We start from the raw sequence: 25895 nt of genomic DNA on the forward strand, positions 1-25895 counted from the left end.
ATGGCTGGTCGCGCAGTTCCCCGCGCCCCTGAAAGCGCCCCTTCGGGCCGCCCAGGGGATTGCCGCGCAGCGGCATCTAAGGGGCGCGGGGAACTGCGCGAGCAACCCAGCACGGTCCGCAGACGAACGAACCCGGCCGCCCGCCAGAGGGCTTTCGGGAACGGGCGGGGTGGGGCTACTTACTGTTCGCCGCCAAGCTCAGCGCATACTCCGCCCACCACTCCCCCGCCCGAGGCCCCCCCTTGCAGTCCCCGTCCGACTCCCCCGGCCGCTTCACCCACACATACGCGTCGACCAGCCCGTCCCCCGTCCGAGTCGTCGGACGGTCGCCCAGCGCCCGCCCCGGGGGGTTGCACCAGGTCTCCTTCGGGTCGCCGCCCGTATAGGGCCCGTTCCCGTTGCGGCTCGTGTCGATCACGAAGTGCTTGCCGGAGAGCTTCGCGGACAGCTGGTGGCCGAAGTCCCGGCTCGCCGCCGTCGTCTGGAAGTTGGAGACGTTGACGGCGAAGCCGTCGGCCGCCTCCACGCCCGCCCGCCGCAGCGGCTCGTCCAGCGCGTCCGGCCGCTGCCACCCCGCGTTGCCCGCGTCCACGTACACCTTCACGCCGGGCTGCCGCTTCAGCCGCTCGACCGCCTTCCTCAGCAGGTCGTACCGCTCCTCGGCGAACTGCTGCGGCGTGCACCCGTCGACCAGGTGCAGCACCGCGTCCGGCTCCAGGACCACCGTGGCGCCCCGGTCGCCGATCCCGGCGGCCACCTTGTCCACCCACGCCCGGTACGCGTCGCCGTCCGTCGCGCCGCCCTTGGAGAACTGGCCGCAGTCGCGGTGCGGGATGTTGTAGAGCACGAGCAGCGCCGTACGGTCGGCCTTCGCCGCCGCCTCGGTGAAGCCCTTCGCCTCCGACTCCGGGTTCTCCGGGCCGATCCACTCCCCGACCGGCTGCGCCGCGATCTTCCCGATCAGCGCGGCCTTGGCGTCGTCACCGCTCTTGCGGTACTTCGCTGCCTGCCGCGACGCGTTGCCGTCCGGGTTGACCCAGAACGGATCGGTGCCCTTCGGCTGCTGCGCCACGTCGGGCTTCTTGTCAGAGTCAGAGTCGGAAGAAGACGAACAGGACGTCAGCGCCAGCGCCGTACCCACGGCCGCCACCGCCACCCCGACCGCGCCCGTCCGCGCACCACTCCGGAACATCCGACCCCCTCAAACGTACTTTCCCGGACGCTTCCCCCGATCCATCGTGGCACACCCGCGCACACCCCCACGAGCCCGTTCCCACCGAGCGCGTACGGAAGGCGACTTGGCGTTATCCAGCCCTAGGCCGAAAGCGCACAACGGTTCTACAGTGGTCGCATCGGCCCCAGTCCCGGCCCGCGTTGGCGCTGGTCCCCTCGAAACCTCCCGTGGAGGTGCCGGGCTTCTCCCGCAGCCCGTGCACCCACGGTCGAGGACCGGCCCGGCCGGCGGCTCCGGGGGGAGCGGGCCGTCGGCCGGGCTAGGTTACGGACCTGGCCGCCGCCGCGGGCCGTACGTCCGTGAGATAGGCCGACACGACCACGTTCGCCGTGTACGCGCGCGCCTTGCGGTCGTAGGTGCCCCCGCAGGTGATCAGCCGCAGCTCGGCGCGCCCCGCCCGGCGCGGCCCGTACACCTTGTGCGCGTCGAACCGGTCCCGCCCGAAGACCTGCACGTCGTCGATGGTGAACTCGGCGACCGACCCGTCGGTCCTGGTCACCCGGACCTTCTCGCCGGGCCGGGCGGCGCTCAGGCCGTAGAAGACGGCCGGCTTGCTCTCGGTGTCGACGTGGCCGACGAACAGCGCCGCTCCCGGCCCGCCGGGCTGGACCCCGGCACCGAACCAGCCGACCGTGCCCGGCCGGTCGTACGGCGGCGGATCGACCGCACCCGCGGTGTCGAGGCCACGCGGCACGACGGGCGCGGTCACGCCTATCGAAGGGATCTCGACACGCTGCGGCGGCGCCGTCGTCACCGGGTCGTGCGCGGGCGGCAGCGGTACGCCCAGCGGGCGCCCCACGGCCGCCACGTCACCCGTGGTGGGCGCCGAGCTGCCGACGGGGCCCTCGGTGGCCTCCCGGCCCCACAGCCACAGGCCGAGCAGCAGGACCGCCCAGGCCAGGCCCGTCAGCAGCCGTCCGGTGCCGGACGTGTGCTCGGAGGACATCGCCCCGGTCGTCTCAGTCCGCGCGGCGCCGGCGCCGCACGCTGCGGCCCGCCACCGCGACCGCCGCCACGGCCGCCAGGGCCAGGCCGATCACCGCGTGCCGGGTGCCCGGGCCCTGCTCGGTGGCCTGCCGGTCGGCGAGGTGCGCGGCCCCGCCGCCGCCCGCGTGGACCGGGGCGTGCGGGGTGGCGTGGTGGTCGGGGTGCTCGTTGCCGTCGTGATGGCCGTCCTGGTGGCCGCCGCCGTGCACGACCGTGACGCGGCCGGAGGCCTGGCCCGGGCCGTCCTTGCAGTTCACCCAGATGTCGTAGCCGCGCGCCTGGGCATCCGACCGGATCCGGGCCTGCGCGAAGAGGCCCCCGTCCGCGGCCGGCGCGAACTGCGCCTGCGAGACGAAGGCCTCCGAGGTCCCGACGGCCTGGCGGCCGCCGCACACGCTGACCCGCAGGGCCACCTCACCGCCCGGGGCGATGGTGGACGGTGTCACCGTCAGTGACCCGTGCGACTCGGACTCCGCCGTGGCGGCCGCCACGGGCATCAGAGCGGTGGCGGCCGCCACGGCCGCACAGAGCGTGACCTGTCGAAAGCGCATCGTGAACCTCCTGTAGGAAGATTCACGCGGCAGAGGCTCTTCCGCATCCCGGGCACGTCCGAACGGTGCCCGCACCCATAGGGGCGCGGGGAACTGCGCGACCAGCCGCACACAACCCGCAGCGACTAGATCAGCTTCACCAGATCGGCGATCGAGTCCACGGTCTTGGACGGCCGGAACGGGAAGTTCTCGACATCCTCGGGCCGGGTGAGCCCGGTGAGCACCAGAAACGTCTGCATCCCCGCCTCAAGCCCCGCGAGGACGTCCGTGTCCATCCGGTCCCCGATCATCGCGCTGGTCTCCGAGTGCGCCCCGATCGCGTTCAGCCCCGTCCGCATCATCAGCGGATTCGGCTTGCCCGCGAAGTACGGCTTCTTGCCGGTCGCCTTGGTGATCAGCGCGGCGACCGCGCCGGTGGCGGGCAGCGGGCCCTCGGTGGAGGGGCCGGTCTCGTCCGGGTTGGTGCAGATGAACCGCGCCCCGCCGTTGATCAGCCGGATCGCCTTGGTGAGCGCCTCGAAGCTGTACGTACGGGTCTCGCCCAGGACCACGTAGTCCGGCTCGTGGTCGGTCAGGACGTACCCGATGTCGTGCAGCGCGGTGGTGAGCCCCGCCTCCCCGATCACATACGCCGTGCCGCCGGGCCGCTGGTCGTCCAGGAACTTGGCGGTGGCGAGCGCCGACGTCCAGATGTTCTCGACCGGCACGTGCAGGCCCATGCGGGCCAGGCGCGCCTGGAGGTCGCGGGGGGTGTAGATGGAGTTGTTGGTGAGGACGAGGAACGGCTTGCCCGACTCCTTCAGCCCGGTGAGGAAGGCGTCCGCCCCCGGGATCGGCGTGCCCTCGTGGATGAGGACCCCGTCCATGTCGGTGAGCCAGGATTCGATCGGCTTGCGCTCTGCCATGGGGCGGACTCTCCTGCGGTGTGCGCTGGACGAAGAACTGGACGGTGCCGGGGTGCACCGCGCTGTGCCGTACCGACACCGCCCAGCCTAGTCAGGAAGCCGAGATCTTGACCTGGTCGATCACCCAGTACCAGTTGTTGCCCCCGGTGTAGCGGAAGCGCACCTGGGCGGTGGTGGCCCCGGCGGGCACGTCCAGGGTGAGCGACTCGGCCTTGGCGACGGTGTCCGAGGCGTACGTCTTCACCGTCACCGGCGCCGCCCCGTCGTAGGAGACGAGCACCTCGCCCTTCTGCGGGCTCTCCTGGAGGTAGTGCGTCACGTACGAGAGCGTGGCGGGGGCGCCGCCGCGCACCGGCCAGGCGGGGCTGACGAGGGTGGAGTCGAAGGTGCCGGTGAAGGACTTGTCGGTCCACTCGTCGCCGTCGGCCACCGCGAAGACGCTGCGGGCCCGGACGTTGGACTCGCGCTGCTGGTCGCGCTGGGCCTTGGTCCAGAACTCGTCGGTGGTGAACGACCAGCCGCGCCACTCGGTGACCCCGCCGCCGCCCATCCGGGAGTTGTCGACGGACCAGCCGGCGGGCGGGGTGTGGGTGAAGCCGATGACACCCGCGCCGATGCCGCTCTCGTCGACCGGCGTCCTCAGCTGCGGGCGCAGGGAGTCGAAGTCATCCGGCGACGGCTGCTGGAGGGGGCGGCCGTCCAGGCCCCACGCCGGGTCGACGGCGATGCCGAGGTGGGCGAGGGCGGAGGCGGCGACGTCGGGCATCCGGATGTCGTGGCGGACCGAGCCGGGTGTGGTGGTCCCGCCGGTGGCGATCAGGAACGTCTGGCGTTCCTGCCAGGTGGAGCCGCCGTGGCCGCCCGGGTCGGTGTGGCCGTGGTCGGCGGTCACCAGGACCAGCCAGTCCTCGTCCGCGTACGTGGCCCGGGAGGCGATCGCGTCGACCAGCTGCCCGACCTGGGTGTCCACGCCGTGGATCGCGTCCAGGTACTGCTGGCTGGCGGCCCCGTACGTGTGCCCGGCGTGGTCGACGTTGTCGAGCTGGACGAAGACGGCGTCCGGACCGGGGGCGCCCTTGAGCTGGGCGACGGCCCGTGCGGTGGTGCCCGTGTCGTACTCGGCGCTCGGTGTCGAGACCCGGGTGTCGACCTTCGAGGAGAAGATCGTGTCGGTGATCGGCGCCCAGGAGGAGACCGCGTACGTGGAGAGCGAGGGCTTCGCCGTCTCGGCGCGGGTGAGGAAGTCCGGGTACTGGGCGAAGCGCTGGCCGGTGAAGCTGTTGTCCTTGACGTTGTGCTTGTCCGGCCAGACGCCCGTGATGATCGTGGACCACCCGGGGCCGGACATGGTGGGGGCGAAGGGGTTGGCGTAGATCGAGCTCGCGGCCGTGAGGCCGTTCGCCATCAGGGACTTGAGGCGGGGCGCGTCGGCGTCCTTGACGCGGTTGAGCAGCGTGCCGTCCAGGCCGACCACCAGCACCTTGGGGGTGCGGGCGGCGGCTCGGGCGACGGAGGCGAGGGGGCCCGCGGCGGCCGCGAGGGCGGCGGCGCCGGCGAGCAGTGAGCGGCGGGAGATTCCTGACGGGTTCACGTGGTCCTCCGGGGACGAAAGAGGGCGAGCGCGGGCAGGACGACGCCCCTGGCGGTGCAGGGGCGTCGGGGAGCGTTCTGGTGCGGGGGTGGAGCGGCGGATCGGCTGCGGATCAGCTGCCGGTCGCGGACTTCCAGGCGTCCACGTACGACGGCAGGTTGGTGCTGATGTCGAGCCAGTTCGGCTCGAAGACCTCGACGCCCTGGATCAGCTGGGCGAGGGCGGTGGCGTTGGGGTCGGTGGCCTTCACGTCCGTACGGGCCGCGAAGCCGCCGCCGATGGCGCTGACCTGCTGCTGGGCCTGCTCGGTGAGCATGAAGTCGAGCAGCTTCTTGCCGTTGGTGGTGTGCGGGGCCTTGTCGACGAGCGCGGCGGCGTACGGCAGCGCGAAGGTGGTGGGCTTGCCGGGGCCGGTCGCCGGGAACCAGATGCCGAGGTTGGGCATGGTCTTGGCCTGGGCGTAGTTCATCTGCACATCGCCGTTGGCGACGAGGAGTTCGCCCTTGTCCACCTTGGGGGCGAGCTTGCCGGTGGAGGCGGACGGGCCGACGTTGTTGGCCTGGAGCTTCTTCAGGTACTCCATGGCGGCCTCCTTGCCGCCGAAGTCGTGCATCGCCTTGATGACGACGGCGGTGCCGTCACCGGCGACGCCCGGGGTGGAGTACTGGAGCTTGTTCTTGTACTTGCCGCCGAGCAGCTCCTCCCAGGTCCTGGGGGCCTGCGGAAGCTCCTTCTTGTTGTAGACGAAGCCGAAGTAGTTGTTGACGACGGCCGTCCACTTGCCTTTGGCGTTCTTCTGCGCGTCCGGCACCTTGTCGGCGCCCGCCGGGGTGTACGGCTGGAGCAGGCCCTTGGTGTCGGCCTGCTGGATGAACGGGGGCAGTGTGACCAGCACGTCCGCCTGGGTGTTGGACTTCTCGCGGACGGCGCGCTGCACCATCTCGCCCGAGCCGCCCTCGACGTACTTGACCTTGATGCCGGTCTTCGCCTCGAAGTCCTTGAAGACCTTGTCGTACCAGCCGTCGCCCTTCTCCCCCTTCAGACCGTCGGCGCTGTAGACCGTGACGACCTTCTCGTCGGACTTGGAGTCGGCGGAGGAGGAGCCGCCGCAGGCGGTGAGGGCGGCGGCGAGGGCGAGGCTGCCGGTGACGGCGGCGAGCGGGGTGAGGAGGCTTGTGCGCATGACGTCTCGAACTCCTGGTGTCTGTATGCGGGTTGTCGGCGGCGGCTATCGGTAGCCGGCTTTGGTACGGATACGGGAGACCGCGAGCAGGACGAGCAGGGTCGTGCCCATGAGGACCACGGCGACGGCCGCGCCGGTGAAGAGCGAGCCCCGGTCGGTGGCGGCGAAGATCTGCACCGGCAGGGGTGTCCAGTCCGGCGGGTAGAGCATCATCGTGGCGCTCAACTCGCCCATGGACAGGGCGAAGCAGAGCCCCGCGGCCGCGTTCAGCGACGGCAGCAGCAGGGGCAGCCGCACGCGCCACAGCACGTACGAGGGCCGGGCGCCGAGGCTGGCGGCGGCCTGCTCGTACATCGGGTCGAGACGCAGGATGGCGGCCGAAACCGACTGGTAGGCGAACGCCGTGACAAGAACGGTGTGCGCGAGGATCACGATCCAGCGCGTCCCGTTGAGCAGGAACGGCGGCTTGGAGAACGCGACCAGGACGGCCAAGCCGACGACCACCGAAGGGACGGCGACGGGCAACACGAACAGGGCGTCCATGGCCCTCTTGCCGCGCTTGTTCAGCGAGGCGGCGGCGAGCGCCGCCCAGGCCCCGACGGTCAGGGCGAGCACGCTGGCCGTGAGCGCGGTGACCAGGCTGGTGGTGAGGGCCTGGAGGGAGTCGCCGGTGGTGGCGGCGTCGTAGTGCCCGGTGGTGAAGCCGGACGGGAAGGCGCCGGACCAGTTGGTCGCGAACGAGGCGGCGACCACCACGAGCAGCGGCAGGGCGAACAGGGGCAGGAAGAGGACGAAGAACACGGTCCAGGTGGCCCAGCGGCCGCCTCGGCTATGCACCAACACGTCGGCTCACCACCCGGTAGAGGCCGTACAGGCCCACGGAGATCGCGATGTTGACGACGGCGACGACACAGGCGGCCGGGTAGTCCGACTCCAGGATCGCCTTGCTGTAGACGAGCATGGGGAGGGTGGTGACCCCTTTCGCACCGGTGAAGAGCACGATGCCGAATTCGTTGAGGCACATCACGAGGACGAGCGAACCGCCCGCGGCGAGCGCGGGCAGCGCCTCGGGCAGCACGACCCGCCGCACGATCCGCCCGGGCCGGGCGCCCAGCGAGGAGGCGACCTCCAGCTGTGCCGTGTCGAGCTGCGAGAACGCGGCGAGCAGCGGGCGCATCACGAAGGGCGTGAAGTACGTGATCTCCGCGAGGAGTACGCCCCAGGGCGTGGTGAGGAACTGGAACGGCCCCGAGTGCGCGCCCGTGACGTCCGTCCACAGCCCGTTGGCCATGCCGACGGTTCCGTAGAGGAAGAGCAGCGCGAGCGTGATCAGGAAGGACGGGAAGGAGAGGAACACGTCGATGAACCGGGCGACGGCCTTCCCGCCGGGAAACGGTACGAACGCGATGACCAGCGCGAGCACGAACCCCAGCACCAGACACCCGGCGGTCGCCCCCACGGCCAGCCACACCGTGGTCCAGAGCGCGTCCCGGAAGGCGGCGGAGGCGAACACGTCCTGGTAGGGCGCGAGGGAGACCCCGTCGCTCCCGTCGGGGGTGAGCGACTGCTTGACGACGAGGAAGAGGGGATAGAGGAAGACGAGGGCGAGGGCGAGGACGGGAGGCAGGGCCCAGAGGGCGGTGGGCAGGCGCCCGGTCAACGAGCTTGCGCGGCCGCCCCGTTCCGCAGGCAGGCGCTCACCGCCCGACGGCTGGGTGGGACGGGTGGCCACAGCCCCCGGTCCCGGGTGCCCGGAGACTTTGGGGCCAGTTGGACTAGCCATGCCCCACCCCTGCCGACAGGAGCACCGCATCCTCCGACGCGAAGTGCAGGGTAACCTCATCGCCCAGCGCCGGAGGCCGACGCAGCTCGCGCACGTCCGCCTTCACGGCGTGCCCGTCCACCTCCACGTACAGGCGGTGCGTGGAGCCGCGCCACTGGACCTCGGAGATCCGCCCCCGCAGGGCGTTGGGCCCGTCCCCGAGGCCGACCAGGTGCGGGCGGACGCAGAGCGTCGCCGACGCCCCCACCGCCACCGACTCCGTGGCCACCTCCAGCGCCGTACCGCCGAACGACACGTACCCGGGACCGACCCGTACGGGCAGCAGGTTGGCGTTGCCGACGAAGGACGCCGTGAACTCCGTGCGCGGGCGCCGGTACAGCTCCTGCGGCGTGCCGCAGTCCCGCAGCCGCGCCCGGTCCATCACGGCGATCCGGTCGGCCAGGGTCAGCGCCTCGACCTGGTCGTGGGTGACGTACAGGATCGAGACGTCCGGCAACTCGCGGTGCAGCCGGGCGAGTTCGCTCAGCATGCCGGAGCGCAGCTGCGCGTCGAGCGCCGACAGGGGCTCGTCCAGGAGCAGCACGCCCGGCCGTATCGCCAGCGCCCGCGCGATCGCGACGCGCTGCTGCTGCCCGCCGGACAGCTCGCGCGGATAGCGCCGCGCGTACGCCGCCATCCCCGTCATCTCCAGCGCCTCGGCGACCCGCCCGGCGATCTCGCCCTTGGCGACGAGCTTCTGCGCCTTGAGCCCGAAGGCGACGTTGTCGGCGACGCGCATGTGCGGGAAGAGGGCGTACTGCTGGACGACCATCCCGATCCCGCGCCGGTGCGGCGGCAGCGCCGTGACGTCCCGGCCGCCGATGAACACCCGCCCGGAGGCGGGCCGCACGAACCCGGCGACCGCCCGCAGCGCGGTGGTCTTGCCGGACCCGGACGGCCCGAGCAGCGCCATGACCTCGCCGGGCTCCACGGTGAGGTCGAGCGAGTCGAGGACGGTGGTACCGCCGTAGGCGACGCTCACCCCGTCGAAGCGGATGCCGCCGACAGGGGTCCCGCCGGTGGGGGCCGCGCCGCTCACGACGCTTCCGCCCGCGCCAGCACGTCCGGCAGCTCCGCCACCGAGCCGAGCACATGGGTGGCCCCGGCCTCGTACAGCGCGTCCTTGCCGTGGGCGCCGGTCAGCACCCCCGCGACGACCCCCGCCCCGGCCCGGACCCCGCTGAGCATGTCGTACGAGGTGTCCCCGGCCAGCGCGATCCGCCGCACCGAGTCCACCGCCCCGGTGCGCAGGAGCGCGGCGAGCACCATGTCCGGGTACGGGCGCCCCCGGCCGCCCGCGTCGGCCGGGCACAGGGTCAGCCCGACCAGGTCGCGCCAGCCGAGCGCGCCGAGGATGGCATCCTGGGTGACCCGGGCGAAACCGGTGGTCAGGACGACCGTGCGGCCTTCGGAGCGCAGCTTCTCGATGGTTTCGCGGGCGCCGGGCAGCGCGCTGACGCGCCCGCCCGCGACGAGTTCCCCGTACGCCTCCTCGAAGGCGGTGTTGGCCTGCCGCGCCCGGCTCTCGTCCCCGAACAGGTGCCGGAAGACGGAGATCTTGGACTCGCCCATGGTGGCGCGGACGTAGTCGACCATCGTCCCGGGGTCCTCGCCGAGGCTGCGCGCGGCGGCCGCGAAGGCCTGCTCGACGAGTCCGCCGTCGGCGACGGTGGTGCCCGCCATGTCGAGCACGACCAGGTCGTACGTGGTGGTGGCGTTGCTCATGTCCATCGACTCCCTTACCAGCCCAGCTCGTTCGCGGTGCGTTCGGCGATCGCGGGCGAGCAGGTCATCCCGCGCCCGCCCGGTCCGGTGACCAGCCACACCCCGTCGCGCACCTGCTGCCGGTGGACGACCCGGGTGGTGTCGGTGCACTGCGCGTACACCCCGGCCCAGCGGTGCTTGATCCTCGGCAGCGGGCGGCCGAGGAAGGACTCGACGACGCGACCGAGGTGCTCGTACGGCTCCTCGGTGACGTCGAAGGCGAAGGGGTGCTCGTACTCGTGCGTGTCGCCGATGGTCAGCCCGCCGTCCTTGCGCTGGACCATCAGCAGCTGCATCTTGTGCGCGGCGGCCGTCGGGTCCTGCGCCTGGCCCGCGTTGAGCGCGTCGAGCGCCCCGCCCGCGTACGCCGGGTAGTAGCGGAAGCTGTCGGCGTCCGCGACGGATGTGGTCAGCGGCTCGCCGAGCGGCTCGGTCTGCATCATCTGGAGGCGTACGCGCCGCACCGGCAGGTCGGGCACCAGCTCGCGGACGAGTCCGCCGAGCCAGGCGCCCGTGCACAGGACGACGGCGTCGCCGGTGTGCACGTCACCGTGGTCGTCGCGGACGCCGTGGTCTCCGATGACTTCGCGCACTTCACGCCCGCCGAGGAAGGTGTACCGCCCCGACCTCAACAGCTCTGCCTTCAGAGCGAGTTGGGCGGTGCGAGGCTCCACGGCCGCGTCCCGCTCGCACCACAGGGCGGCGGTGAAGTCACCGCGCAGGGCCGGGTTGAGGGCGCGCGCCTCGTCGGCGGTGAGCAGCTTGTAGCCGCGCGCGGCCGCGTCCTCGCGCGCCAACGCGGCCTCGGCGACGGCGAGTTCGAGGTCGCCCCGGACCGGGGTGAGCGAGCCGCAGGGCCGGAAGCCCAGCTCCGGCACGCGCTCCCCGATCCCCTCCCACAGCTCGCGGGCCCGCAGGGCGGTGTCCAGCTCCTCACCTCCCGCCCGGCCGCTGACCCATATCTGCCCGAAGTTGCGGAGCGATGCCCCGCGCGCCTCGCTCTCGCGCTCGATCTGTACGACCTCGTGGCCGCGTTCCACTGCGTGCCAGGCGTGCATGGTTCCCACCACGCCGGCTCCAACGACGATGACTCTCACGGCGTGAACAGTCCTCGCGGCGGGTGGCCCGGACGGGTCGGGACGGCGACGGGACGGTGAACGCGCCTTCAATGTTGGGCTAGACCCGTTATCATTACGTTACCAAAGGCGTCCGTTTCGCCAGCACATGTCCGATCAGTTCTTCGCTGTCCCGAGGTGCGTGGTGAAGGAGAACCGGTCGCCGCGGTAGAGGGTGCGGACGCGCTCCAGGGGCTGTCCGTCGGGGTCGCGGGAGACGCGGTGGATGAGCAGCATGGGGAGCGCGGGCGGGGTGCCGATGAGCAGCGCCTCGCGCGGGGTGGCGAGGACGGTCTCGATGCGCTCGTCGGCGTCCCCGAAGGCGATGCCGAGCCGGTCGTGGAGGTAGGCGTAGAAGGACGAGTCCGGGGTGAACTCGCTGTCCAGACGCGGCACTCGGGCCACGGCGACGTAGGTGCTCTCCAGCCCCATGCGCTCGTCGTCGGCGAGCAGTACGCGCTCCATGTGCCAGACGGGCTCACCGCGCTCAAGGCCGGTCTCGGCGGCGAGCGCGGGCGGGCAGGGGAAGCGGTCGAGCGAGATCAGACTGCGCCCGGGCCGCCGCCCCTGCCGCCGTACGCCCTCGGTGTAGCTCGCGAGCGAGAGGGGCTGCTCCAGCTTGGGCCCGGCGACGACGGTGCCGCGCCCCTGCCGCCGCAGCCGCCCTTCGAGCAGCAGCTCGCGCAGCGCCTGCCGCACGGTCTCCCGGGCGACCTCGTACCGCTCGGCGAGGTCCCGCTCGGTGGGCAGCAGCCCACCTTCCCCCAACTCATCGATCAGGGCGGCCACTTGGGCCTTCACGGCGTAGTACTTGGGAATCCGCCCGTGCTCCGGAATGCCGGACCGAATGGGGGCGCCGGGGGCTTGGTCGTTCGGGTAGTCCACGGAGGGATCGTCGCACGTCACCGTGTGTGGCCGGGGACCCGGTTCCCCACGCCTCCGGGGTACGTCAGCGCCGCCGCAGCCGCCACGCCGCCGCGACCAGCGCCCCGCCCCCGACCAGCAGGCCCGCGGCGAGCCCGGGCGGAAACCGGGACCCCGTGTCCGCCAGCTCCGGCGGCCCCGCGAGCTGCGCCGCCGGCGCCTCGGGCGCGATCCCGAACCGATACCCCCCGGACTCCCCGATCCACTCCCCGTCCTCCCCCCGCCGCTGCACGACCGCCGCGTTCACGGTCACCTCGTTCGGCCGCGTATCGGCCGTGAACGCGAGCCGCACCTTCACGGTCACCGTCTCCCCCGCCCCGATCACGAACCCCGGGAACCCGTCGTCGAACACCCCGATGTGCTCGTCCGCGTCCGTCCGCTCGAACGGAACGGGCCGCGCCCGCCCGCCGCCGCCCGCCGCGTCGAAGAACTCCAGCTTCGCCTGGGAGTCCTTGAGCGTCCGGTCCCGGTCGACGAGGACGACCACGGGGTGGATGTTGCGGCAGGTGTGCGCGGTGGTGTTGGTGAGGTCGACGTACCAGAGCTGCGGGCCCCCGCCGGGGCGGTACTCGGCCGGACCGCCGTGGATCCGCGTGTCCACGGGGAAGTCGGCCCCGGCCCGGTCCCCGCAGACGGGCTGGTTGGCGGCGGAGAACGACGCGTGCCCCTGCCGCCCGCGCGGCTCGCTCTCGTCGGCCGTCGCGGCCGCGCCCGACGTTCCGGTCAGCGCGGCGGCGGCGGTCACGGAGATGGCGAGGGCGTTGCGCAGTCTCATGGGGGACCTCTGCTGCTCGCGGGCGTACGTGCTCCGGGACCCTGCCACGCGGCCGCGCCGACACTCCCCCGCCACGCCCGCCCGCCCCGGTACCGCTCCCGAAGTCCGCCCGATCAGCCCAATATCGGAAGGTCGGACGAACGGCCGGAAGCATGCAGCCGGGTGCCCGCGTCCCCGTGCCCGAACACCGGCCCCAGGATCAGCCGGGCCGCCCCCTCCGCCACCGCGTGCGGCCCGCCCGGCGCCACCGACACCGGGACCGCTCGCGCGTCCCCGCCCCGGCGGGCCCGCTCCTCCAGGACCGCGCGCACTCCTCGTACGAAACCGTCCTGCGCGCCCATGACCGTACGGCCGCCGAGCAGGACGCGGTCGATGTCCAGCAAGCCGACGAGGTTCGCGGCGCCGACGCCCAGGAAGCGGGCGGCGGCCGCGATGTCGCCGCGGGCCACCGACATCAGGCACAGCGCCTCGATGCAGCCGCGCGCGCCGCAGTCGCAGGCGGGGCCGCCGAGCAGGATCGTCTGGTGGCCGAACTCGCCCGCGCCGGTGCGCGAGCCGCGCAGCAGGGTGCCGCCGAGGACCAGACCCGCGCCCAGGCCCGTACCGAGGTGGAGGTAGGCGAAGGAGTCGGCCGGGCCGCGCAGGGCCAGGCCCAGGGCGGCGGCGTTGGTGTCCTTGTCGAGGACGACCGGCAGGCCCAGGCGCGCGGCGAGCGCGTCGCGCAGCGGGAACCCGTTCCACTGCGGGAAGCCGGTGACCCGGTGGAGCACCCCGGTGTGGTGGTCGAGCGGGCCGGGGCAGGCCACGCCCACGCCGAGTATCGGGCGCCCCCCGATCAGCGCCTCGGCCTGCTCGGCCGCGGTCCCCACCACCGTGTCGTGGCCCGCGCCTAGGTCGAGCGGCACGGTACGGACCCCGACGAGCGTGCCCGCCAGGTCGACCAGGACCACGGTGAGCTCGTCGCGGTCGAGGTGCAGCCCTATGGCGTGCCCGGCGGAGGGCACCAGTTTGAGCACCGTGCGCGGCTTGCCGCCGGTCGAGGCGCGGCGGCCCGCCTCGGTCGCCGTCCCCTCCGCCCGCAGCCGTGCGGTGATCTTGCTGACGGCCTGCGGGGTGAGCCCGGTGCGCTCGGCGAGCTCCAGTCTGCTGATCCCGGCGTCCCCGGCCGTACGCAGCAGATCGAGCACCAGCGCGGCGTTGTGGCTGCGCAGGGCCGGCAGATTGGCTCCCGAGTTACTCCTGTTCACCCTCCCATTGTCTCCTGCGCTTGCACTTTGGCAACAGCGTTGCTTAAGTGGGTGGCATGAATGCTCGTACGGACACTGACTTCCGCGCCGGAACGGATCTGCGCGTCGGACTCGTGGGCTACGGCCTGGCGGGATCCGTCTTCCACGCCCCGCTGATCGCCGCGACCGAGGGGCTGGTCCTCGACACGGTCGTCACGTCCAGCCCCGAGCGCCGGGAGCAGGCCCGCGCCGAGCACGGCGACGGGCTGCGGTTCGCCGCCTCCCCCGACGAGCTCCACGACGCCGGTCTCGACCTCGTCGTGATCGCCTCGCCCAACAAGACGCATGTGCCGATCGCCACCGACGCGCTGAAGGCCGGGATCCCGGTCGTCGTCGACAAACCGCTCGCGGGCACGGCCGCCGAGGCGCGCGGCCTCGCCGCCCTCGCCGAGGAGCGCGGCCTGCTGCTCTCGGTCTTCCAGAACCGCCGCTGGGACAACGACTTCCTCACGCTGCGCGCGCTGCTGGCGTCCGGCGAACTCGGCGAGATCCAGCGCTTCGAGTCCCGCTTCGAGCGCTGGCGCCCGCAGCCCAAGGGCGGCTGGCGCGAGTCGGGCGACCCGGCGGAGATCGGCGGTCTGCTGTACGACCTGGGCAGCCACCTCGTCGACCAGGCCCTGGTCCTGTTCGGCCCGGCGCTGCGGGTGTACGCGGAGGCCGACGTACGCCGTCCGGGCGCCCGGGCCGACGACGACACCTTCATCGCGATCACCCACGCGGGCGGCGTGCGCTCGCACCTCTATGTGAGCGCGACGACGGCCCAACTGGGCCCCCGCTTCCGGGTGCTGGGCTCCACCGCGGGCTACGTCAAGTACGGCCTCGACCCCCAGGAGTCCGCCCTGCGCGAGGGCCGGCGGCCGGGCGACGGCGAGCCGTGGGGCGTGGAGCCGGAAGGGATGTGGGGCCGCGTCGGCTCCGGAGAGTCCCCGCTGACGGGCGGCGGCGGCCCCGCCCCGACCCTGCCGGGCGACTACCCCGCGTACTACGCGGCGATCGCCGCCGCCCTGCGCGAGGGCGGCGAGCCGCCGGTCACCGCGCACGAGGCCGCGGCCGCCCTCGACGTCCTGGAGGCGGCGCGCAGGTCGGCGCGCGAGGGCGTGACGGTGGAGGTGGCGCTGTGACGGCCGTGTCCTTCTCGGTGCCCGAACTGGAGGCACAGGAAGCCGAACTGGAGCTGCCGCGCTTCACCTACGAGGACGCCTGGGCGCTCGGCTCACTGCTGCGGGAACTGGCGGTGGCCCGCCGCGCCCCGGTGACGATCGACATCCACCGGGGCACCCAGCAGCTGTTCCGCTGCGCCCTGCCGGGCTCGACCCCGGACAACGACGCCTGGGTCGACCGCAAACGCCGGGTCACCGAGCGGTACGCGGCCAGCTCGTACCTGGTCGGCGCCCGCTTCCGCGCCAAGAACACGACCTTCGAGGCTTCCTCGCGCCTGGACCCCGACACCTACGCGGCCCACGGCGGCTCGTTCCCCCTGCGGGTGACGGGCGCGGGCGTCATCGGCACGGTGACGGTCTCGGGCCTGCCGCAGGTGGAGGACCATGCGCTGGTGGTGGAGGGGTTGCGGGGGTTCAAGGGGTAAGGGGCGGGGCGGGCACGGGGTGGTCGCGGGGCCCCCTCCCGGGCCCCGGGTCATCACCCCCGGGACGAGCCGCACCCCCCGGGGCGCGGGGAGCTGCGCGACCAACCCACCACCGGGCCGCAGCAGACAACGGCCGGGACCGATCCACGGCCGCACCCCCGCCCCGCCTGCGCAGCGCCTACGCGTCCTTCAGTTCCTGGCGCTGCCTGCCCAGCCCCTCGATCTCCAGCTCCACCACATCCCCCGCCCGCAGATACGGCTTCGGCTCCGGCTGCCCCATCGCGACGCCCGCCGGGGTGCCCGTGTTGATGACGTCGCCCGGGTACAGGGTCATGAACTGGCTGACGTACCGGACGACTTCCGCGACCGGGAAGATCTGGGCCGCCGTGGAGCCGTCCTGCTTCAGCTCGCCGTTCACCCACAGCCGCAGCGACAGCGCCTGCGGGTCCGGGACCTCGTCGCGGGTGACCAGCCAGGGGCCCAGCGGGTTGAACGTCTCGCAGTTCTTGCCCTTGTCCCAGGTGCCGCCGCGCTCGATCTGGAACTCCCGCTCGGACACGTCGTGCGACACCGCGTACCCCGCGACGTACGCCAGCGGGTCCTCGTCGTCGGCCACATAGCGGGCCGTACGGCCGATGACGATCGCGAGCTCGACCTCCCAGTCGGTCTTCACCGACCTGCGCGGCACCAGGACCGTGTCGTTCGGGCCGACCACCGTGTCCGCCGCCTTGAAGAAGACGACCGGCTCGGCCGGGATCGCCGCCCCGGTCTCGGCGGCGTGGTCGTGGTAGTTCAGCCCGATGCACACGACCTTGCCGATCCGGGCGACCGGCGGCCCGACGCGCTGCCCGGCCGCGTCGAGCGCGGGCAGCACACCGGTGTCGGCCGCGGCCCGTATCCGGTCCAGGGCGAACTCGTCGGCGAGCAGGTCACCGTCGATGTCCGCCACTAGCCCGGACAGGTCCCGCAGGGTTCCGTCGGCGGCGAGCAGCGCGGGGCGCTCGTTGCCCGCCGTGCCTACGCGCAGCAGCTTCATGGTCTGTCTCCCTAGGTCGAGCCTGGCCCGGCCGATGGGTGGCGGCCATCGGAAGGATCGTTCGATCCTCCAAGGTCGGCGTCCACTCTGCAAGACCCCGTTCACACACTGGACTGTTACGCGGCGGTAGCGACGGGGGCCGCAGCCGCTCCCCGGTACAGGTACGCCCGCTCCAGCGCCGACCACGTCGTGCTCGTCACCACGTACAGCGCGGCCGCCAGCGGTACCACCGCCACCGTGATCAGCGTGCCGAACGACATCAGCGGCATGAACTTCGTGATCGTGTCCAGACCCGGCACCCCCTCCTGCTGGTCGGCCGGGACCAGCGGCTGGGTCGCGAGCTGCCGCTTCGTACGCCGGTAGGTGAAGGTCGCGATCCCGGCGACGAAGAGGAACAGGCCTATGTAGACCAGGCCCTGGCCGCCTATGAGACCGCCGTGGCCGAGCGCGTCCGTCCAGCGGCCGCGCAGCGGGGCGGAGAGCAGGGTGTGGTCCAGCAGCGTGGTGTGCCCGCCGCCGAAGCCGGAGTCCGAGAACAGCTGGTAGAGGAGGAAGAACGCGGGCAGCTGGAGCAGGCTCGGCAGGCACCCGGAGAACGGGGACACCTTCTCGGCGGCGTGCAGTTCCGCGACCGCCTCGCGCAGCCGCTCGGGGTCCTTGCGGTGCTTCTTGCGCAGCTCGGCCAGTTGCGGCTGGAGCTTGGCACGGGCCTGCTGGCCCCGGGCCGCCTGCCGGGACAGGGGGTGCACGGCGAGCCGTACGAGCATCGTGAACAGCACGATCGCGGCAGCGGCCGCGGAGCCGTGGAAGAGCGGCTGGACCAGGTCGGCGAGGCGCTCGACCAGGCCGGCGAATACAGCGAATACGGACATGGGAAGCCTCCGGAGGCACGTCTGAGCGTCTGGGGGCGCGCGGTACGGAGCTGCTGCGCTTCGGAGCGCAGGGCATACGTGGGTAGGGCATACGTGGGTACGCGCGCGGGACAGAGCGGTGTGACGGCCCGGCGGAGGGCGGAGAGAGGGGTGGTGCAGCCCTACGCGGCCGCGGCCGTCATGGCGAGGCGGCCGGGGGCTCGGGGCCTGGGCCGCCCAGAGGCGTCGGGATCGCGCTGCGGCAGGAAGGCGGTGCGCCGCTCGCGGTCCCGTATCGCGGTCCGTATGTGCGTACGCGGCACCTTGGGCACCGCGCGCGAGGCGAGCAGCGCGCAGACGGCGAGGGCGGAGGCGGTCGCGGCCGTGGCGGCCAGGGCGACGGCGCCGGAGAGGATGCCGCCCTCGATGAGGAGCAGCTCGGCGAGGAGGAAGAGGAGCAGGCCGAAGGAACAGCGCACCGATGCCATGCGGCTGCCGGTCATGCGTCCCCCCTCGCCCATGTCCCTGACCATCCACCCGAGCACGTGTCGCCCGAGCAGGTGTGCCAACTCTTGCTTCTCCTGCCGTTATACACGACCGCTCGGACAAGCGGGCAGCCTGTGGAAAAGTCTGCCGACGGTTGCCCGGGGCAGGTCAGCGGCTGGTGCGGTCCAGGTCAGCGGCAGGTGGGCGGCCGGTCCGCTCCGGGGCGGTGGCAGACCGGCGGGCTGGTCAGACCCGCTCGGCCTCGACCGGCTGGAGCAGCCGCCGGGGTGCCAGCAGCGCACGGCTGACCGGATCCTCCGGGTCCGGGTTCAGCCCGGGCCCCGGCCGCATCTCCACGTCCTTCGGCGGTACGACGGCCCCGCACGCGGGGCACTCGCCGTACGCGCCGAGCTCCGTACCGCACCGGGCGTGATGGAAGGTGCGCATCGGCTGCGCACCGGGGACGTTCTCGCGCCCCCACTGCCCGAGCGAGCGCAGCACGGGCCACAGGGCGAGGGCGCGGCCGGTCGGCACGTACTCGTCGCGCGGCGGCGACTCCTGGTAGCGGCGCTTCTCCAGGATCCCGGCGTCCAGGAGCGTCTGGAGGCGCGCGGCCAGCACCGCGCGCGGGATCCGCAGATGGACGAGGAAGTCGTTGTACCGCCGCACCCCGTACAGCGCGTCCCGCACCACCAGGAGCGTCCAGCGCTCGCCGACGATCTCCAGGGCGCGGGCGATCGAGCACTCCTGGTCCGCGTAGTCCTTGCCGAGAGCCATACGGCCAGTCTACCGGGAGGGTTCAGTGAACGAACCAACCGTGCTAGGGTCGGCGACCTGCACAAGTTCATTCACTGAACCTACCCGGGTGGAACCTGCCCGGCTGAACCTGCCGAGTTGAACCTGCCGAGTTGAACCTACGGAGTTCGGGACACCATGACCGGCCAGAACGTGCACACAGCGACCACCTCTTCGAGCCCTTCCTCTTCGACCGGTAGCGGGGCGCCCCCGAAGGGGGCCAGGGGGCCCGGGGCCACGCTCGCCGCGACCAGCGCCGCCACCGCCGTCGCGCTGATGAACTACACAGCGCCGATGCTGACCCTCCCCGGGATGACCGCGTCGTTCGGCACCCCCGTCTCGGCCCAGGCGTGGCTGCTCAACGGCACCCCGCTGGGCCTGGCCGCGCTCCTCCTCGTCGCGGGCAGCCTGGCCGACGACTACGGGCGCCGCCGGATCTTCCTCGCGGGCACGCTCTCGCTCGGCGTCACCATCGCGCTCGGCGCCGTCGCGCCCACCACCTTGCTGTTCACGCTCGCCCGGGTCGCCCAGGGCGCGGCCAGCGCGGCGATCCTCGCCAGCAGCCTCGGCCTGCTCGTCGCGGCCTTCCCGGCGGGAGCGGCGCGGATCCGGGCGACGGGGGTATGGGGCGCGTTCGTCAGCGGCGGCATCGCGGTCGGGCCGCTGCTCGCGGGCGGCCTGGCGACGGTCAACTGGCGCCTGGCGTACGCGGTCCTGGCCGTGGCCGCCCTCGTCTCCTTCGCGGTCGCCGCCCGCACCCTGACCGAGTCCCGCGCCCCGCGCGCGGGCGCGCGTGCCGACTGGGCCGGTGCCGTCACCCTCGCGCTCGCCTTCACCGCCCTGATCGGCGCGCTGACGCTGGGCCGCGACGGCTGGCTGCGTACACCGGTGGCCGTACTGCTCGCGGCGGCCGTCCTGCTCACGGCGGCCTTCGCGTACGTGGAGCGCCGCGCCGCGACCCCCATGATCGACCTCGGGCTCTTCCGCCGCCCGCTGTTCCTGGCGTCGTCGGCGGGCGCGCTGTTCACCGGTCTGTCGGTGATCGGCCTGTTCAGCTGCCTGCCGACGCTGCTGCACCAAGTACGCGGTACGACACCGATGTCCGCGGCCTGGCTGTTCGTGCTCTGGTCGGGCCTGGCGTTCGTGGTCGCGCTCCAGGCCAGGCGTCTGGCGGGCCGGGTCGCCGCCCGCCACCAGCTGGCGATCGGCTTCGCGCTGCACACGGTGGGCGTCCTGGCGATGCTGGGCGCGGTGCACCCCACGGGCGGGACGCTGTGGCGGCTGGTGCCGGGCCTGGTGGTCGGCGGGATCGGCAGCGGCCTGCTCAACGCGGCCCTGCCCCGCCTGGCCGTCGAGTCGGTCCCGGCGGACCGGGCGGCGATGGGGTCGGGCGCCAACAACACGGCCCGCTACATCGGTTCGTCGGCGGGCGTGGCCCTGACGATCGCGGTGGCCCCGGCCGGGGTGAACACGGCGCTGTGGGTGTCGGCGGGCCTTGCGGTCCCGGCGGCGGCGAGCGTACTGCTGCTGCGGCCGCGACGCGTTCAGGCTGACTAGCGGGGGGGGTGGCACACCGGGTCCGTATGGCTCACGGGGCCGCGTGGCCCACCGGGGCGCACGGCTCACCGAGGCGCACGGCTCACCGAGGCCGCATCGAGGCGAGCTTCCCCCACACGACGAGCCGGTACCGGGAGGTGAACTCCGGGGTGCAGGTGGTGAGGGTGATGTAGTAGCCGCGCTCCTCGTATCCGTACTTCGTACGGACGTCACTGCGCGGTACGGGCGCGATCACCGCACCGTCCTGGGCGGAGGTCTGCGGCAGCGTCCTGTCCACCAGATAGGTGAAAACGGCGTCCCGCGTCTCGACGACGAGCTTGTTCCCGGGCCGCAGCCGGTTGAGGTAACGGAAGGGCTCGCCGTGGGTGTTGCGATGCCCGGCGAGCGCGAAGTTCCCGGCCTGCCCGGGCTGCGCGGTCCCGGCGTAGTGCCCCACGTACCCCTTGTCGAGGACACCGCGCTTGCTGATCCCCTCGGCGACGGGGGCGGCGACGCCGAGGGAGGGGAGGCGGAGGACGGCGTAGGCGCGGTCGGGGCCCGGGCGGGAGTCGGCGGGGAGGTCGCGGGCAGGGGCGGCGGGCGGTTCGACGGGGGCGGACGGAGTGGCGGGCGCGACGGCTCCCACGGGCGCGGGTGCGGGGCTCCGCGTCTCCGCCTGACCTCCCCGCTCCCGACCTCCCCACTCCCGCTCCAGCGACCGTACGGTCTGCCGGGCCTCGTGCCGGGCCTCGCGGTTGGTCCACCACAGCTGATGGGCGACGAGCAGGAGGAGGACGAGCCCGAGGGTGACGACGGCTTCGGCACCGGTCCAGAGGACGCGGCCGAGGGGGCGAAGCCGTACGGGCTCCCGGGACGGGGGCTTCCGGTCCGGGGGCTTCCGCGCTCCCGGGAGGGCGCGCACGAAGGACGTACGCACTCCGGTACGCACACCCGTACGCCCTCCCGTACGCACTCCCCGTACGGACTGCCGGGCGCGCGCCAAAAAGGTCCGCCGCCGAGAGCGCCCCTGCACCACCACCGGTATCCGCACGCGCGCACCATAAGGGCTCCCCCGTCAACTCACCAGGGCCGGAACACCCCTCCGCTTGGGCCCCGCACAGCAGTACGGTGTCCCTCATGCGCCCCGACACGCCTGCCGATCACACCGATCACACCGCCGAAGCCGAGCGTCTGCTGCGCACCGCGGCCCAGTACCCCGAGGACCACGAGCCGCTCCTCCTCCAAGCGGCAGCCCACCTGGAACTGGCCGGCGACCGCGAGCGAGCCACGACGCTCTACGACCGCCTCCTCGCCGCCGAGCCCGAGCACCCGGCCCTGATCAAGGCCTTCAAGGCGGCGAACCTCTGGGAGTACGGGCACGAGGCGGAGGCGCGGGCGATCATCGAGGGCATCCGCGGCTCGGCGCCCCGGGACCCGGCCCCGTGGGAGATCGTCGCGGAGACACTGGAGACGCACGACGAGCTGGACGCGGCGCACGCGACCCTGACGACGGCGCTCACGCTCCTGCTCCCCGCCGACGACCCGACGGCGGACATCCCGTACCCCACCCAGTCCTTGCTCACGGCCCGCCACCGCGTACGCCGTCTGCTGGCCCTCGACCACGACTCCTGGGACGAACTCGCCGACCGCCTCCACCGCGCCGAGATCACCCTGGACGAACTCCACGACCCCAAGCGGCTGTGGTCCCTCGGCTCGGACGACCCGGCGGAACTGAAGGCGGAACTGGCCCGCCTGCGCACGGAGTTGGGCACGTACCGCGCCGCCCTCTCCCGCCCGTTCCCGGTGGCGGTCCTGCACTGGCCGGCCCCGGAACTGGACGAACTCCTCACGGCCTACCCGTCCTTGTCCACGGAATACCCCACCCACGCGGCCCACCTCCTGGACATCGAGGCGTCCCTCCGCGAACTGTCGGCGACGGGCACGGCGAACCTGGGCATCGTCACAGGCACGGTCCCGTCCTACGAGGCCTTCGCAGCGTCGGAGTCCTCTTCCCCGTCCAACGCGGACCTCCTCCCTCAGTACGCGACGACGCTTGCGGCCCGGGGGCGGGCTGTGGCCTGGCCGCCTCGGCGGGGGGAGGCTTGCTGGTGCGGGTCGGGGGTGGCTTATTCGGAGTGCCACGGGGCAATGTGACGGCCGCCGTCTGCGTTGTCAGTGGCCTTTGTTAGAACTGAGTCGCAACGGAATCAAAAACCCAGCGACCCAGGGAGAGGCCGTGGCGGATTCGGGGGATTTCACTCAACCGATCACCGGCGTGTACGAGGAACTGATCACGCAGCAGGTGCAGGACCGGATCGACAGCCTGGGCGCCAGCGGGTGGAAGGTGGTCGAGGCCGAGGTAAGCCCGGAGTCCTCGCCCCATGTACTCGCCCGGCACGTCGCCGCGGCCGTGCAGCGCCAACTGCGTCAGCTTCCGCAGGACAAGCAAGTGGCCGCGGCCAATCGCATCATGGCGGCGTTCGCCGAGGACCCGGAAGCGTCCTCGACGACCGGGGATCCCATGGACCTCATCGCCGACGGCCCCCGGCAGCTGCTCGCTCTCGCCGAGCGGGAAGCGCCGGGGGTCTACGCCATGCGGCCGCTCACTCCGCTCTCCGAAGCGGCCCTGATCACCAATGCCCCTGACGACCCCAGTCTGGGCAGCGAGCTGCGGGCAGAGCTCGCTACCGCCGACCGCATCGATCTGCTCTGCGCCTTCGTGAAGTGGTACGGCCTTCGTGTACTGGAAGACTCGTTGCGGGCCGCGAAGGAGCGGGGCGTCCCCATCCGGGTCATCACCACCACGTACATGGGCGCCACGGACCGGCACGCCCTCGACCGGCTGGTGCGGGAGTTCGGCGCGGAAGTACGCGTCAATTACGAAATCCGGTCCACCCGACTGCACGCCAAGGCGTGGCTGTTCCGGCGCAACACGGGATTCGACACCGCGTATGTCGGCAGCTCCAACCTCTCCCGAGCTGCGCTCCTCGACGGCCTGGAGTGGAATGTCAGGCTCTCCTCCGTGGCCACGCCGACCGTTCTCGACAAGTTCGAGTCGACCTTCGACGCGTACTGGAGTGACAACGCGTTCGAGCAGTACGACCCGGACACCCACGCGGAGCGCTTGGACGAGGCCCTGGGGCTTGCCGGTGGCACCCGTACCTCGGAAGAGTCGAAGATCAGCCTTTCGGGGCTCGAAGTACGTGCCTTTCCGCACCAGCGCGACATGCTGGAGCGTCTCAACGTCGAGCGTGAGGTTCACGGCCGTCGCCACAATCTGCTGGTGGCGGCGACCGGCACCGGCAAGACCGTGATGGCTGCGCTGGACTACCGGGATCTGCTCCAGAGCAAGGGCAAGGACCTGCGGCTCCTCTTCGTGGCGCACCGCAAGGAAATCCTCAAACAGGCGCGGCGCACCTATCGCGAGGTCCTGGACGACGCCTCGTTCGGGGAGTTTCTCTACAACGGCGAAGAGCCGCGCACCTGGAAGCATGTCTTCGCCAGCGTGCAATCACTCACCGAGCAGCGCTTGGCGCTGCTGGCTCCGGACCACTTCGACGTCATCGTCATCGACGAGTTCCACCACGCCACGGCGAACACGTACCGACAGGTGATCTCCCACTTCCAGCCCGAGGACGAGGACCGGGCGCCAGAGCTGCTGGGCCTGACGGCCACCCCGGAGCGGATGGACGGATTCAACGTCCAGGATGAGTTCTTCGACGGCCGCATCGCCGCCGAAATGCGCCTGTGGGAGGCGCTGGACAACGACCTGCTGTGCCCGTTCCACTATTTCGGCATCCCCGACGGTACCGATCTGAAGGCACTGTCCTGGCAGAAGGGCTCGTACGACGTCGGCGAGCTCGGCAGTATCTACACCGGCAACGACGCCCGAGTGCGACTGATCGTGAAGGCCATACAGGAGAAGATCTCCCGACCGGGCTCCATGCGTGCGCTCGGATTCTGCGTGACGAAGGCCCATGCGCGCTTCATGGCCAAACGCTTCAATGAAGCAGGCATCAAGGCCCATGCCCTCGACAGCGATTCATTCCCGGCGGAGCGCACCGAAACCCTACAGGCCCTGCGCGACGGTAGAATCCAAGTGATCTTCTCTGTCGACCTGTTCAACGAAGGACTCGACATCCCCGATGTCGACACCTTGCTGCTTCTGCGGCCCACGAACAGTGCCACGGTCTTCCTCCAGCAGTTGGGGCGCGGTCTGCGGCGCACCCCGAACAAGCCGGTTCTGACCGTGCTCGACTTCATCGGTGAGCACCGCGCCGAGTTCCGCTTCGAGGAGCAGTTCCGCGCTCTGACGAACCTCTCCCGCAACCGGCTGGTCGATAACCTGGAGCGCGGCTTCCCACAGCTCCCTTCCGGCTGCCAGATCGTCCTGGAGGGGGTGGCCAAGGACATCGTCCTGGACAACGTGCGCACCCAGCTGAAGGCAGGCATACGGACACTGGCCTCCGAGGTGAAGGGATACGCCGAGCTGGGCCTCTCCAAGTACCTGACCGAGAGCCGTCGAGAGATCAAGGAGCTCTACAAGGGCTCCAACTCCTGGACGGGCATTCTGCGTTACGCCAAGCTCATCCCGGACGAGGCGCCACCCGGCGAGGACCAGCTCCTCAAGCGCGTCCACGCCTTTCTGCACGCCGATGACCGCGAGCGCGTCGAGGCGTACACCCGGCTGCTGGAGGACGACGCCCCTGCGTACGCCGACCTGGACGCCAAGCAGCAGGGTTACGCCCGCATGCTCTTCTTCAACCTGTGGGACACAGCGGGCGGGTTCTCCAGCTACCAGGAAGGCCTCGACTCGCTCCGCGAGCAGCACGCGCTGCGAAGCGAGCTCCGCCAGGTGCTGGCGCACGTCCATGAGCGTACGGACCACCTCCCGCTGTCGATGGAATCGCCGCACCACGAGCTCCCGCTGAAGATCCACAGCTCGTACAACCGGTCGGAGATCCTGGCCGCGCTCGGTGTGGCCCGGCTGGGCGGCCAGATGCCCGGCTCGTTCGCGCAGGGTGTGACGTGGGTGGACGCGCTCAAGACCGACGCGCTGCTGATCACCTTGGAGAAGAACGAGAAGGACTTCTCCCCGACCGTTCGCTACAAAGACTTCGCCCAGAGCCCCTCGCTCTTCCACTGGGAGTCCCAGAACAGCACATCGGCCGAGTCCCCGACCGGGCGGCGCTACCGCAACCACGTCGAGCAGGGCAGCCACGTCCTGCTCTTCATGCGCCGCTACAAGGACACCGACATCGGGAAGTCCCAGCCCTGGATGCTCCTGGGTCCGGCGACGTATGTGAATCACCGTGGTAGCAAGCCAATGGCCATAACCTGGCGGCTGCACAACGACCTGCCGGCGGACGTGTGGACGTATGCGCACATCATTGCCGGATAGAGGTGGCCATCACACCCAGGCCATTCGCACTAGCCGAACATTCGAGCAAATCTACGAGAGAAGGAATC

At 71.9% G+C, this 25895-nt stretch carries 24 protein-coding genes; 5 read left to right on the top strand and 19 right to left on the bottom strand.

What is annotated here, in order from left to right; all coding sequences use genetic code 11:
* Positions 1 to 175: 175 nt before the first annotated feature.
* The 14 genes from BX283_RS17050 to BX283_RS17115 form a co-directional block, all read right to left on the bottom strand.
* Positions 176 to 1192 carry a glycoside hydrolase family 6 protein gene (locus tag BX283_RS17050; RefSeq protein ID WP_101388448.1) on the bottom strand — a complete coding sequence of 339 codons (1017 nt, stop codon included), beginning with the start codon at positions 1190 to 1192 and terminating at the stop codon, positions 176 to 178.
* A 301-nt stretch (positions 1193 to 1493) separates the two neighbouring features.
* A complete protein-coding gene (locus BX283_RS17055; protein WP_101388449.1) occupies positions 1494 to 2180 on the bottom strand; it encodes a class F sortase in 687 nt (228 codons plus the stop codon).
* A 13-nt stretch (positions 2181 to 2193) separates the two neighbouring features.
* Entirely contained in the window at positions 2194 to 2772 is a 579-nt protein-coding gene (locus BX283_RS17060) for a hypothetical protein (protein WP_101388450.1), read from the bottom strand.
* 125 nt (positions 2773 to 2897) lie between these two features.
* Positions 2898 to 3677 carry an HAD-IIA family hydrolase gene (locus BX283_RS17065; RefSeq protein WP_101388451.1) on the bottom strand — a complete coding sequence of 260 codons (780 nt, stop codon included), beginning with the start codon at positions 3675 to 3677 and terminating at the stop codon, positions 2898 to 2900.
* A gap of 91 nt (positions 3678 to 3768) precedes the next feature.
* The gene (locus BX283_RS17070) at positions 3769 to 5268 is read right to left on the bottom strand and encodes an alkaline phosphatase family protein (protein WP_101388452.1); all 1500 of its coding nucleotides are present in this window, start codon (positions 5266 to 5268) and stop codon (positions 3769 to 3771) included.
* 112 nt (positions 5269 to 5380) lie between these two features.
* Positions 5381 to 6451: a 2-aminoethylphosphonate ABC transporter substrate-binding protein gene (locus tag BX283_RS17075; protein ID WP_101388453.1), complete on the bottom strand. Its 1071-nt coding sequence runs from the start codon at positions 6449 to 6451 to the stop codon at positions 5381 to 5383.
* 45 nt (positions 6452 to 6496) lie between these two features.
* A complete protein-coding gene (locus BX283_RS17080) occupies positions 6497 to 7294 on the bottom strand; it encodes an ABC transporter permease (RefSeq protein ID WP_101388454.1) in 798 nt (265 codons plus the stop codon).
* Positions 7281 to 8234 (bottom strand): 2-aminoethylphosphonate ABC transporter permease subunit, encoded by a 954-nt coding sequence (locus BX283_RS17085; RefSeq protein ID WP_101388455.1) that lies wholly within the window; start codon positions 8232 to 8234, stop codon positions 7281 to 7283. The genes BX283_RS17080 and BX283_RS17085 overlap by 14 nt, the downstream gene beginning before the upstream one ends.
* Entirely contained in the window at positions 8227 to 9312 is a 1086-nt protein-coding gene (locus BX283_RS17090) for an ABC transporter ATP-binding protein (RefSeq protein WP_101388456.1), read from the bottom strand. The genes BX283_RS17085 and BX283_RS17090 overlap by 8 nt, the downstream gene beginning before the upstream one ends.
* A complete protein-coding gene (locus tag BX283_RS17095; protein WP_101392405.1) occupies positions 9309 to 9998 on the bottom strand; it encodes a phosphonatase-like hydrolase in 690 nt (229 codons plus the stop codon). The genes BX283_RS17090 and BX283_RS17095 overlap by 4 nt, the downstream gene beginning before the upstream one ends.
* A gap of 14 nt (positions 9999 to 10012) precedes the next feature.
* A complete protein-coding gene (locus tag BX283_RS17100) occupies positions 10013 to 11134 on the bottom strand; it encodes a TIGR03364 family FAD-dependent oxidoreductase (RefSeq protein ID WP_101388457.1) in 1122 nt (373 codons plus the stop codon).
* 135 nt (positions 11135 to 11269) lie between these two features.
* Positions 11270 to 12037, bottom strand: coding sequence for a GntR family transcriptional regulator (locus BX283_RS17105; RefSeq protein WP_101392406.1), 768 nt, complete (start codon positions 12035 to 12037; stop codon positions 11270 to 11272).
* 64 nt (positions 12038 to 12101) lie between these two features.
* A complete protein-coding gene (locus BX283_RS17110) occupies positions 12102 to 12851 on the bottom strand; it encodes a hypothetical protein (protein ID WP_101388458.1) in 750 nt (249 codons plus the stop codon).
* Between the two features lie 113 nt (positions 12852 to 12964).
* Positions 12965 to 14098 (bottom strand): ROK family transcriptional regulator, encoded by a 1134-nt coding sequence (locus BX283_RS17115; protein WP_101388459.1) that lies wholly within the window; start codon positions 14096 to 14098, stop codon positions 12965 to 12967.
* A gap of 56 nt (positions 14099 to 14154) precedes the next feature.
* Between BX283_RS17115 and BX283_RS17120 the strand changes: the two genes are divergently transcribed.
* Together BX283_RS17120 and BX283_RS17125 are read left to right on the top strand one after the other, a co-directional pair.
* Positions 14155 to 15258, top strand: coding sequence for a Gfo/Idh/MocA family oxidoreductase (locus BX283_RS17120; RefSeq protein ID WP_101388460.1), 1104 nt, complete (start codon positions 14155 to 14157; stop codon positions 15256 to 15258).
* Positions 15255 to 15722 (top strand): heme-degrading domain-containing protein, encoded by a 468-nt coding sequence (locus tag BX283_RS17125; RefSeq protein ID WP_180357178.1) that lies wholly within the window; start codon positions 15255 to 15257, stop codon positions 15720 to 15722. Before BX283_RS17120 ends, BX283_RS17125 begins: the two co-directional genes overlap by 4 nt.
* 178 nt (positions 15723 to 15900) lie before the next feature.
* Here the strand turns inward: BX283_RS17125 and BX283_RS17130 are convergent, their stop codons facing one another.
* From BX283_RS17130 to BX283_RS17145, 4 genes are all read right to left on the bottom strand, one after another.
* Complete coding sequence (locus BX283_RS17130; protein ID WP_101388461.1) at positions 15901 to 16758, bottom strand: fumarylacetoacetate hydrolase family protein; 858 nt, start codon at positions 16756 to 16758, stop codon at positions 15901 to 15903.
* 116 nt (positions 16759 to 16874) lie between these two features.
* A complete protein-coding gene (locus BX283_RS17135; protein ID WP_101388462.1) occupies positions 16875 to 17630 on the bottom strand; it encodes a YidC/Oxa1 family membrane protein insertase in 756 nt (251 codons plus the stop codon).
* Between the two features lie 161 nt (positions 17631 to 17791).
* A complete protein-coding gene (locus BX283_RS17140; protein ID WP_257582991.1) occupies positions 17792 to 18112 on the bottom strand; it encodes a DUF6412 domain-containing protein in 321 nt (106 codons plus the stop codon).
* 229 nt (positions 18113 to 18341) lie between these two features.
* Positions 18342 to 18872, bottom strand: coding sequence for a helix-turn-helix domain-containing protein (locus tag BX283_RS17145; RefSeq protein WP_101388463.1), 531 nt, complete (start codon positions 18870 to 18872; stop codon positions 18342 to 18344).
* 156 nt (positions 18873 to 19028) lie between these two features.
* Here BX283_RS17145 and BX283_RS17150 point away from each other — a divergent pair, with 156 nt between their 5' ends.
* Positions 19029 to 20447 carry an MFS transporter gene (locus tag BX283_RS17150; protein WP_101388464.1) on the top strand — a complete coding sequence of 473 codons (1419 nt, stop codon included), beginning with the start codon at positions 19029 to 19031 and terminating at the stop codon, positions 20445 to 20447.
* An 82-nt stretch (positions 20448 to 20529) separates the two neighbouring features.
* On the opposite strand, the gene BX283_RS17155 is transcribed toward BX283_RS17150, so the two are convergent.
* The gene (locus tag BX283_RS17155) at positions 20530 to 21375 is read right to left on the bottom strand and encodes a class E sortase (protein ID WP_257582994.1); all 846 of its coding nucleotides are present in this window, start codon (positions 21373 to 21375) and stop codon (positions 20530 to 20532) included.
* A 188-nt stretch (positions 21376 to 21563) separates the two neighbouring features.
* Between BX283_RS17155 and BX283_RS17160 the strand changes: the two genes are divergently transcribed.
* Both BX283_RS17160 and BX283_RS17165 read left to right on the top strand, forming a co-directional pair.
* Positions 21564 to 22580, top strand: coding sequence for an SEC-C domain-containing protein (locus BX283_RS17160; RefSeq protein WP_101388465.1), 1017 nt, complete (start codon positions 21564 to 21566; stop codon positions 22578 to 22580).
* An 82-nt stretch (positions 22581 to 22662) separates the two neighbouring features.
* Positions 22663 to 25827 (top strand): DUF3427 domain-containing protein, encoded by a 3165-nt coding sequence (locus tag BX283_RS17165; RefSeq protein ID WP_180357179.1) that lies wholly within the window; start codon positions 22663 to 22665, stop codon positions 25825 to 25827.
* The last annotated feature ends 68 nt before the right edge of the window (positions 25828 to 25895 follow it).

Source organism: Streptomyces sp. TLI_146 (assembly GCF_002846415.1).
Classification (GTDB): Bacteria; Actinomycetota; Actinomycetes; order Streptomycetales; family Streptomycetaceae; genus Streptomyces.

Bases quoted from the DNA above. Each gene is read 5' to 3' on its own strand.
- BX283_RS17050 (WP_101388448.1), bottom strand. From the start codon at position 1,192: ATGTTCCGGAGTGGTGCGCGGACGGGCGCGGTCGGGGTGGCGGTGGCG.
- BX283_RS17055 (WP_101388449.1), bottom strand. From the start codon at position 2,180: ATGTCCTCCGAGCACACGTCCGGCACCGGACGGCTGCTGACGGGCCTG.
- BX283_RS17060 (WP_101388450.1), bottom strand. From the start codon at position 2,772: ATGCGCTTTCGACAGGTCACGCTCTGTGCGGCCGTGGCGGCCGCCACC.
- BX283_RS17065 (WP_101388451.1), bottom strand. From the start codon at position 3,677: ATGGCAGAGCGCAAGCCGATCGAATCCTGGCTCACCGACATGGACGGG.
- BX283_RS17075 (WP_101388453.1), bottom strand. From the start codon at position 6,451: ATGCGCACAAGCCTCCTCACCCCGCTCGCCGCCGTCACCGGCAGCCTC.
- BX283_RS17085 (WP_101388455.1), bottom strand. From the start codon at position 8,234: ATGGCTAGTCCAACTGGCCCCAAAGTCTCCGGGCACCCGGGACCGGGG.
- BX283_RS17095 (WP_101392405.1), bottom strand. From the start codon at position 9,998: ATGAGCAACGCCACCACCACGTACGACCTGGTCGTGCTCGACATGGCG.
- BX283_RS17110 (WP_101388458.1), bottom strand. From the start codon at position 12,851: ATGAGACTGCGCAACGCCCTCGCCATCTCCGTGACCGCCGCCGCCGCG.
- BX283_RS17120 (WP_101388460.1), top strand. From the start codon at position 14,155: ATGAATGCTCGTACGGACACTGACTTCCGCGCCGGAACGGATCTGCGC.
- BX283_RS17130 (WP_101388461.1), bottom strand. From the start codon at position 16,758: ATGAAGCTGCTGCGCGTAGGCACGGCGGGCAACGAGCGCCCCGCGCTG.
- BX283_RS17135 (WP_101388462.1), bottom strand. From the start codon at position 17,630: ATGTCCGTATTCGCTGTATTCGCCGGCCTGGTCGAGCGCCTCGCCGAC.
- BX283_RS17140 (WP_257582991.1), bottom strand. From the start codon at position 18,112: ATGACCGGCAGCCGCATGGCATCGGTGCGCTGTTCCTTCGGCCTGCTC.
- BX283_RS17145 (WP_101388463.1), bottom strand. From the start codon at position 18,872: ATGGCTCTCGGCAAGGACTACGCGGACCAGGAGTGCTCGATCGCCCGC.
- BX283_RS17150 (WP_101388464.1), top strand. From the start codon at position 19,029: ATGACCGGCCAGAACGTGCACACAGCGACCACCTCTTCGAGCCCTTCC.
- BX283_RS17160 (WP_101388465.1), top strand. From the start codon at position 21,564: ATGCGCCCCGACACGCCTGCCGATCACACCGATCACACCGCCGAAGCC.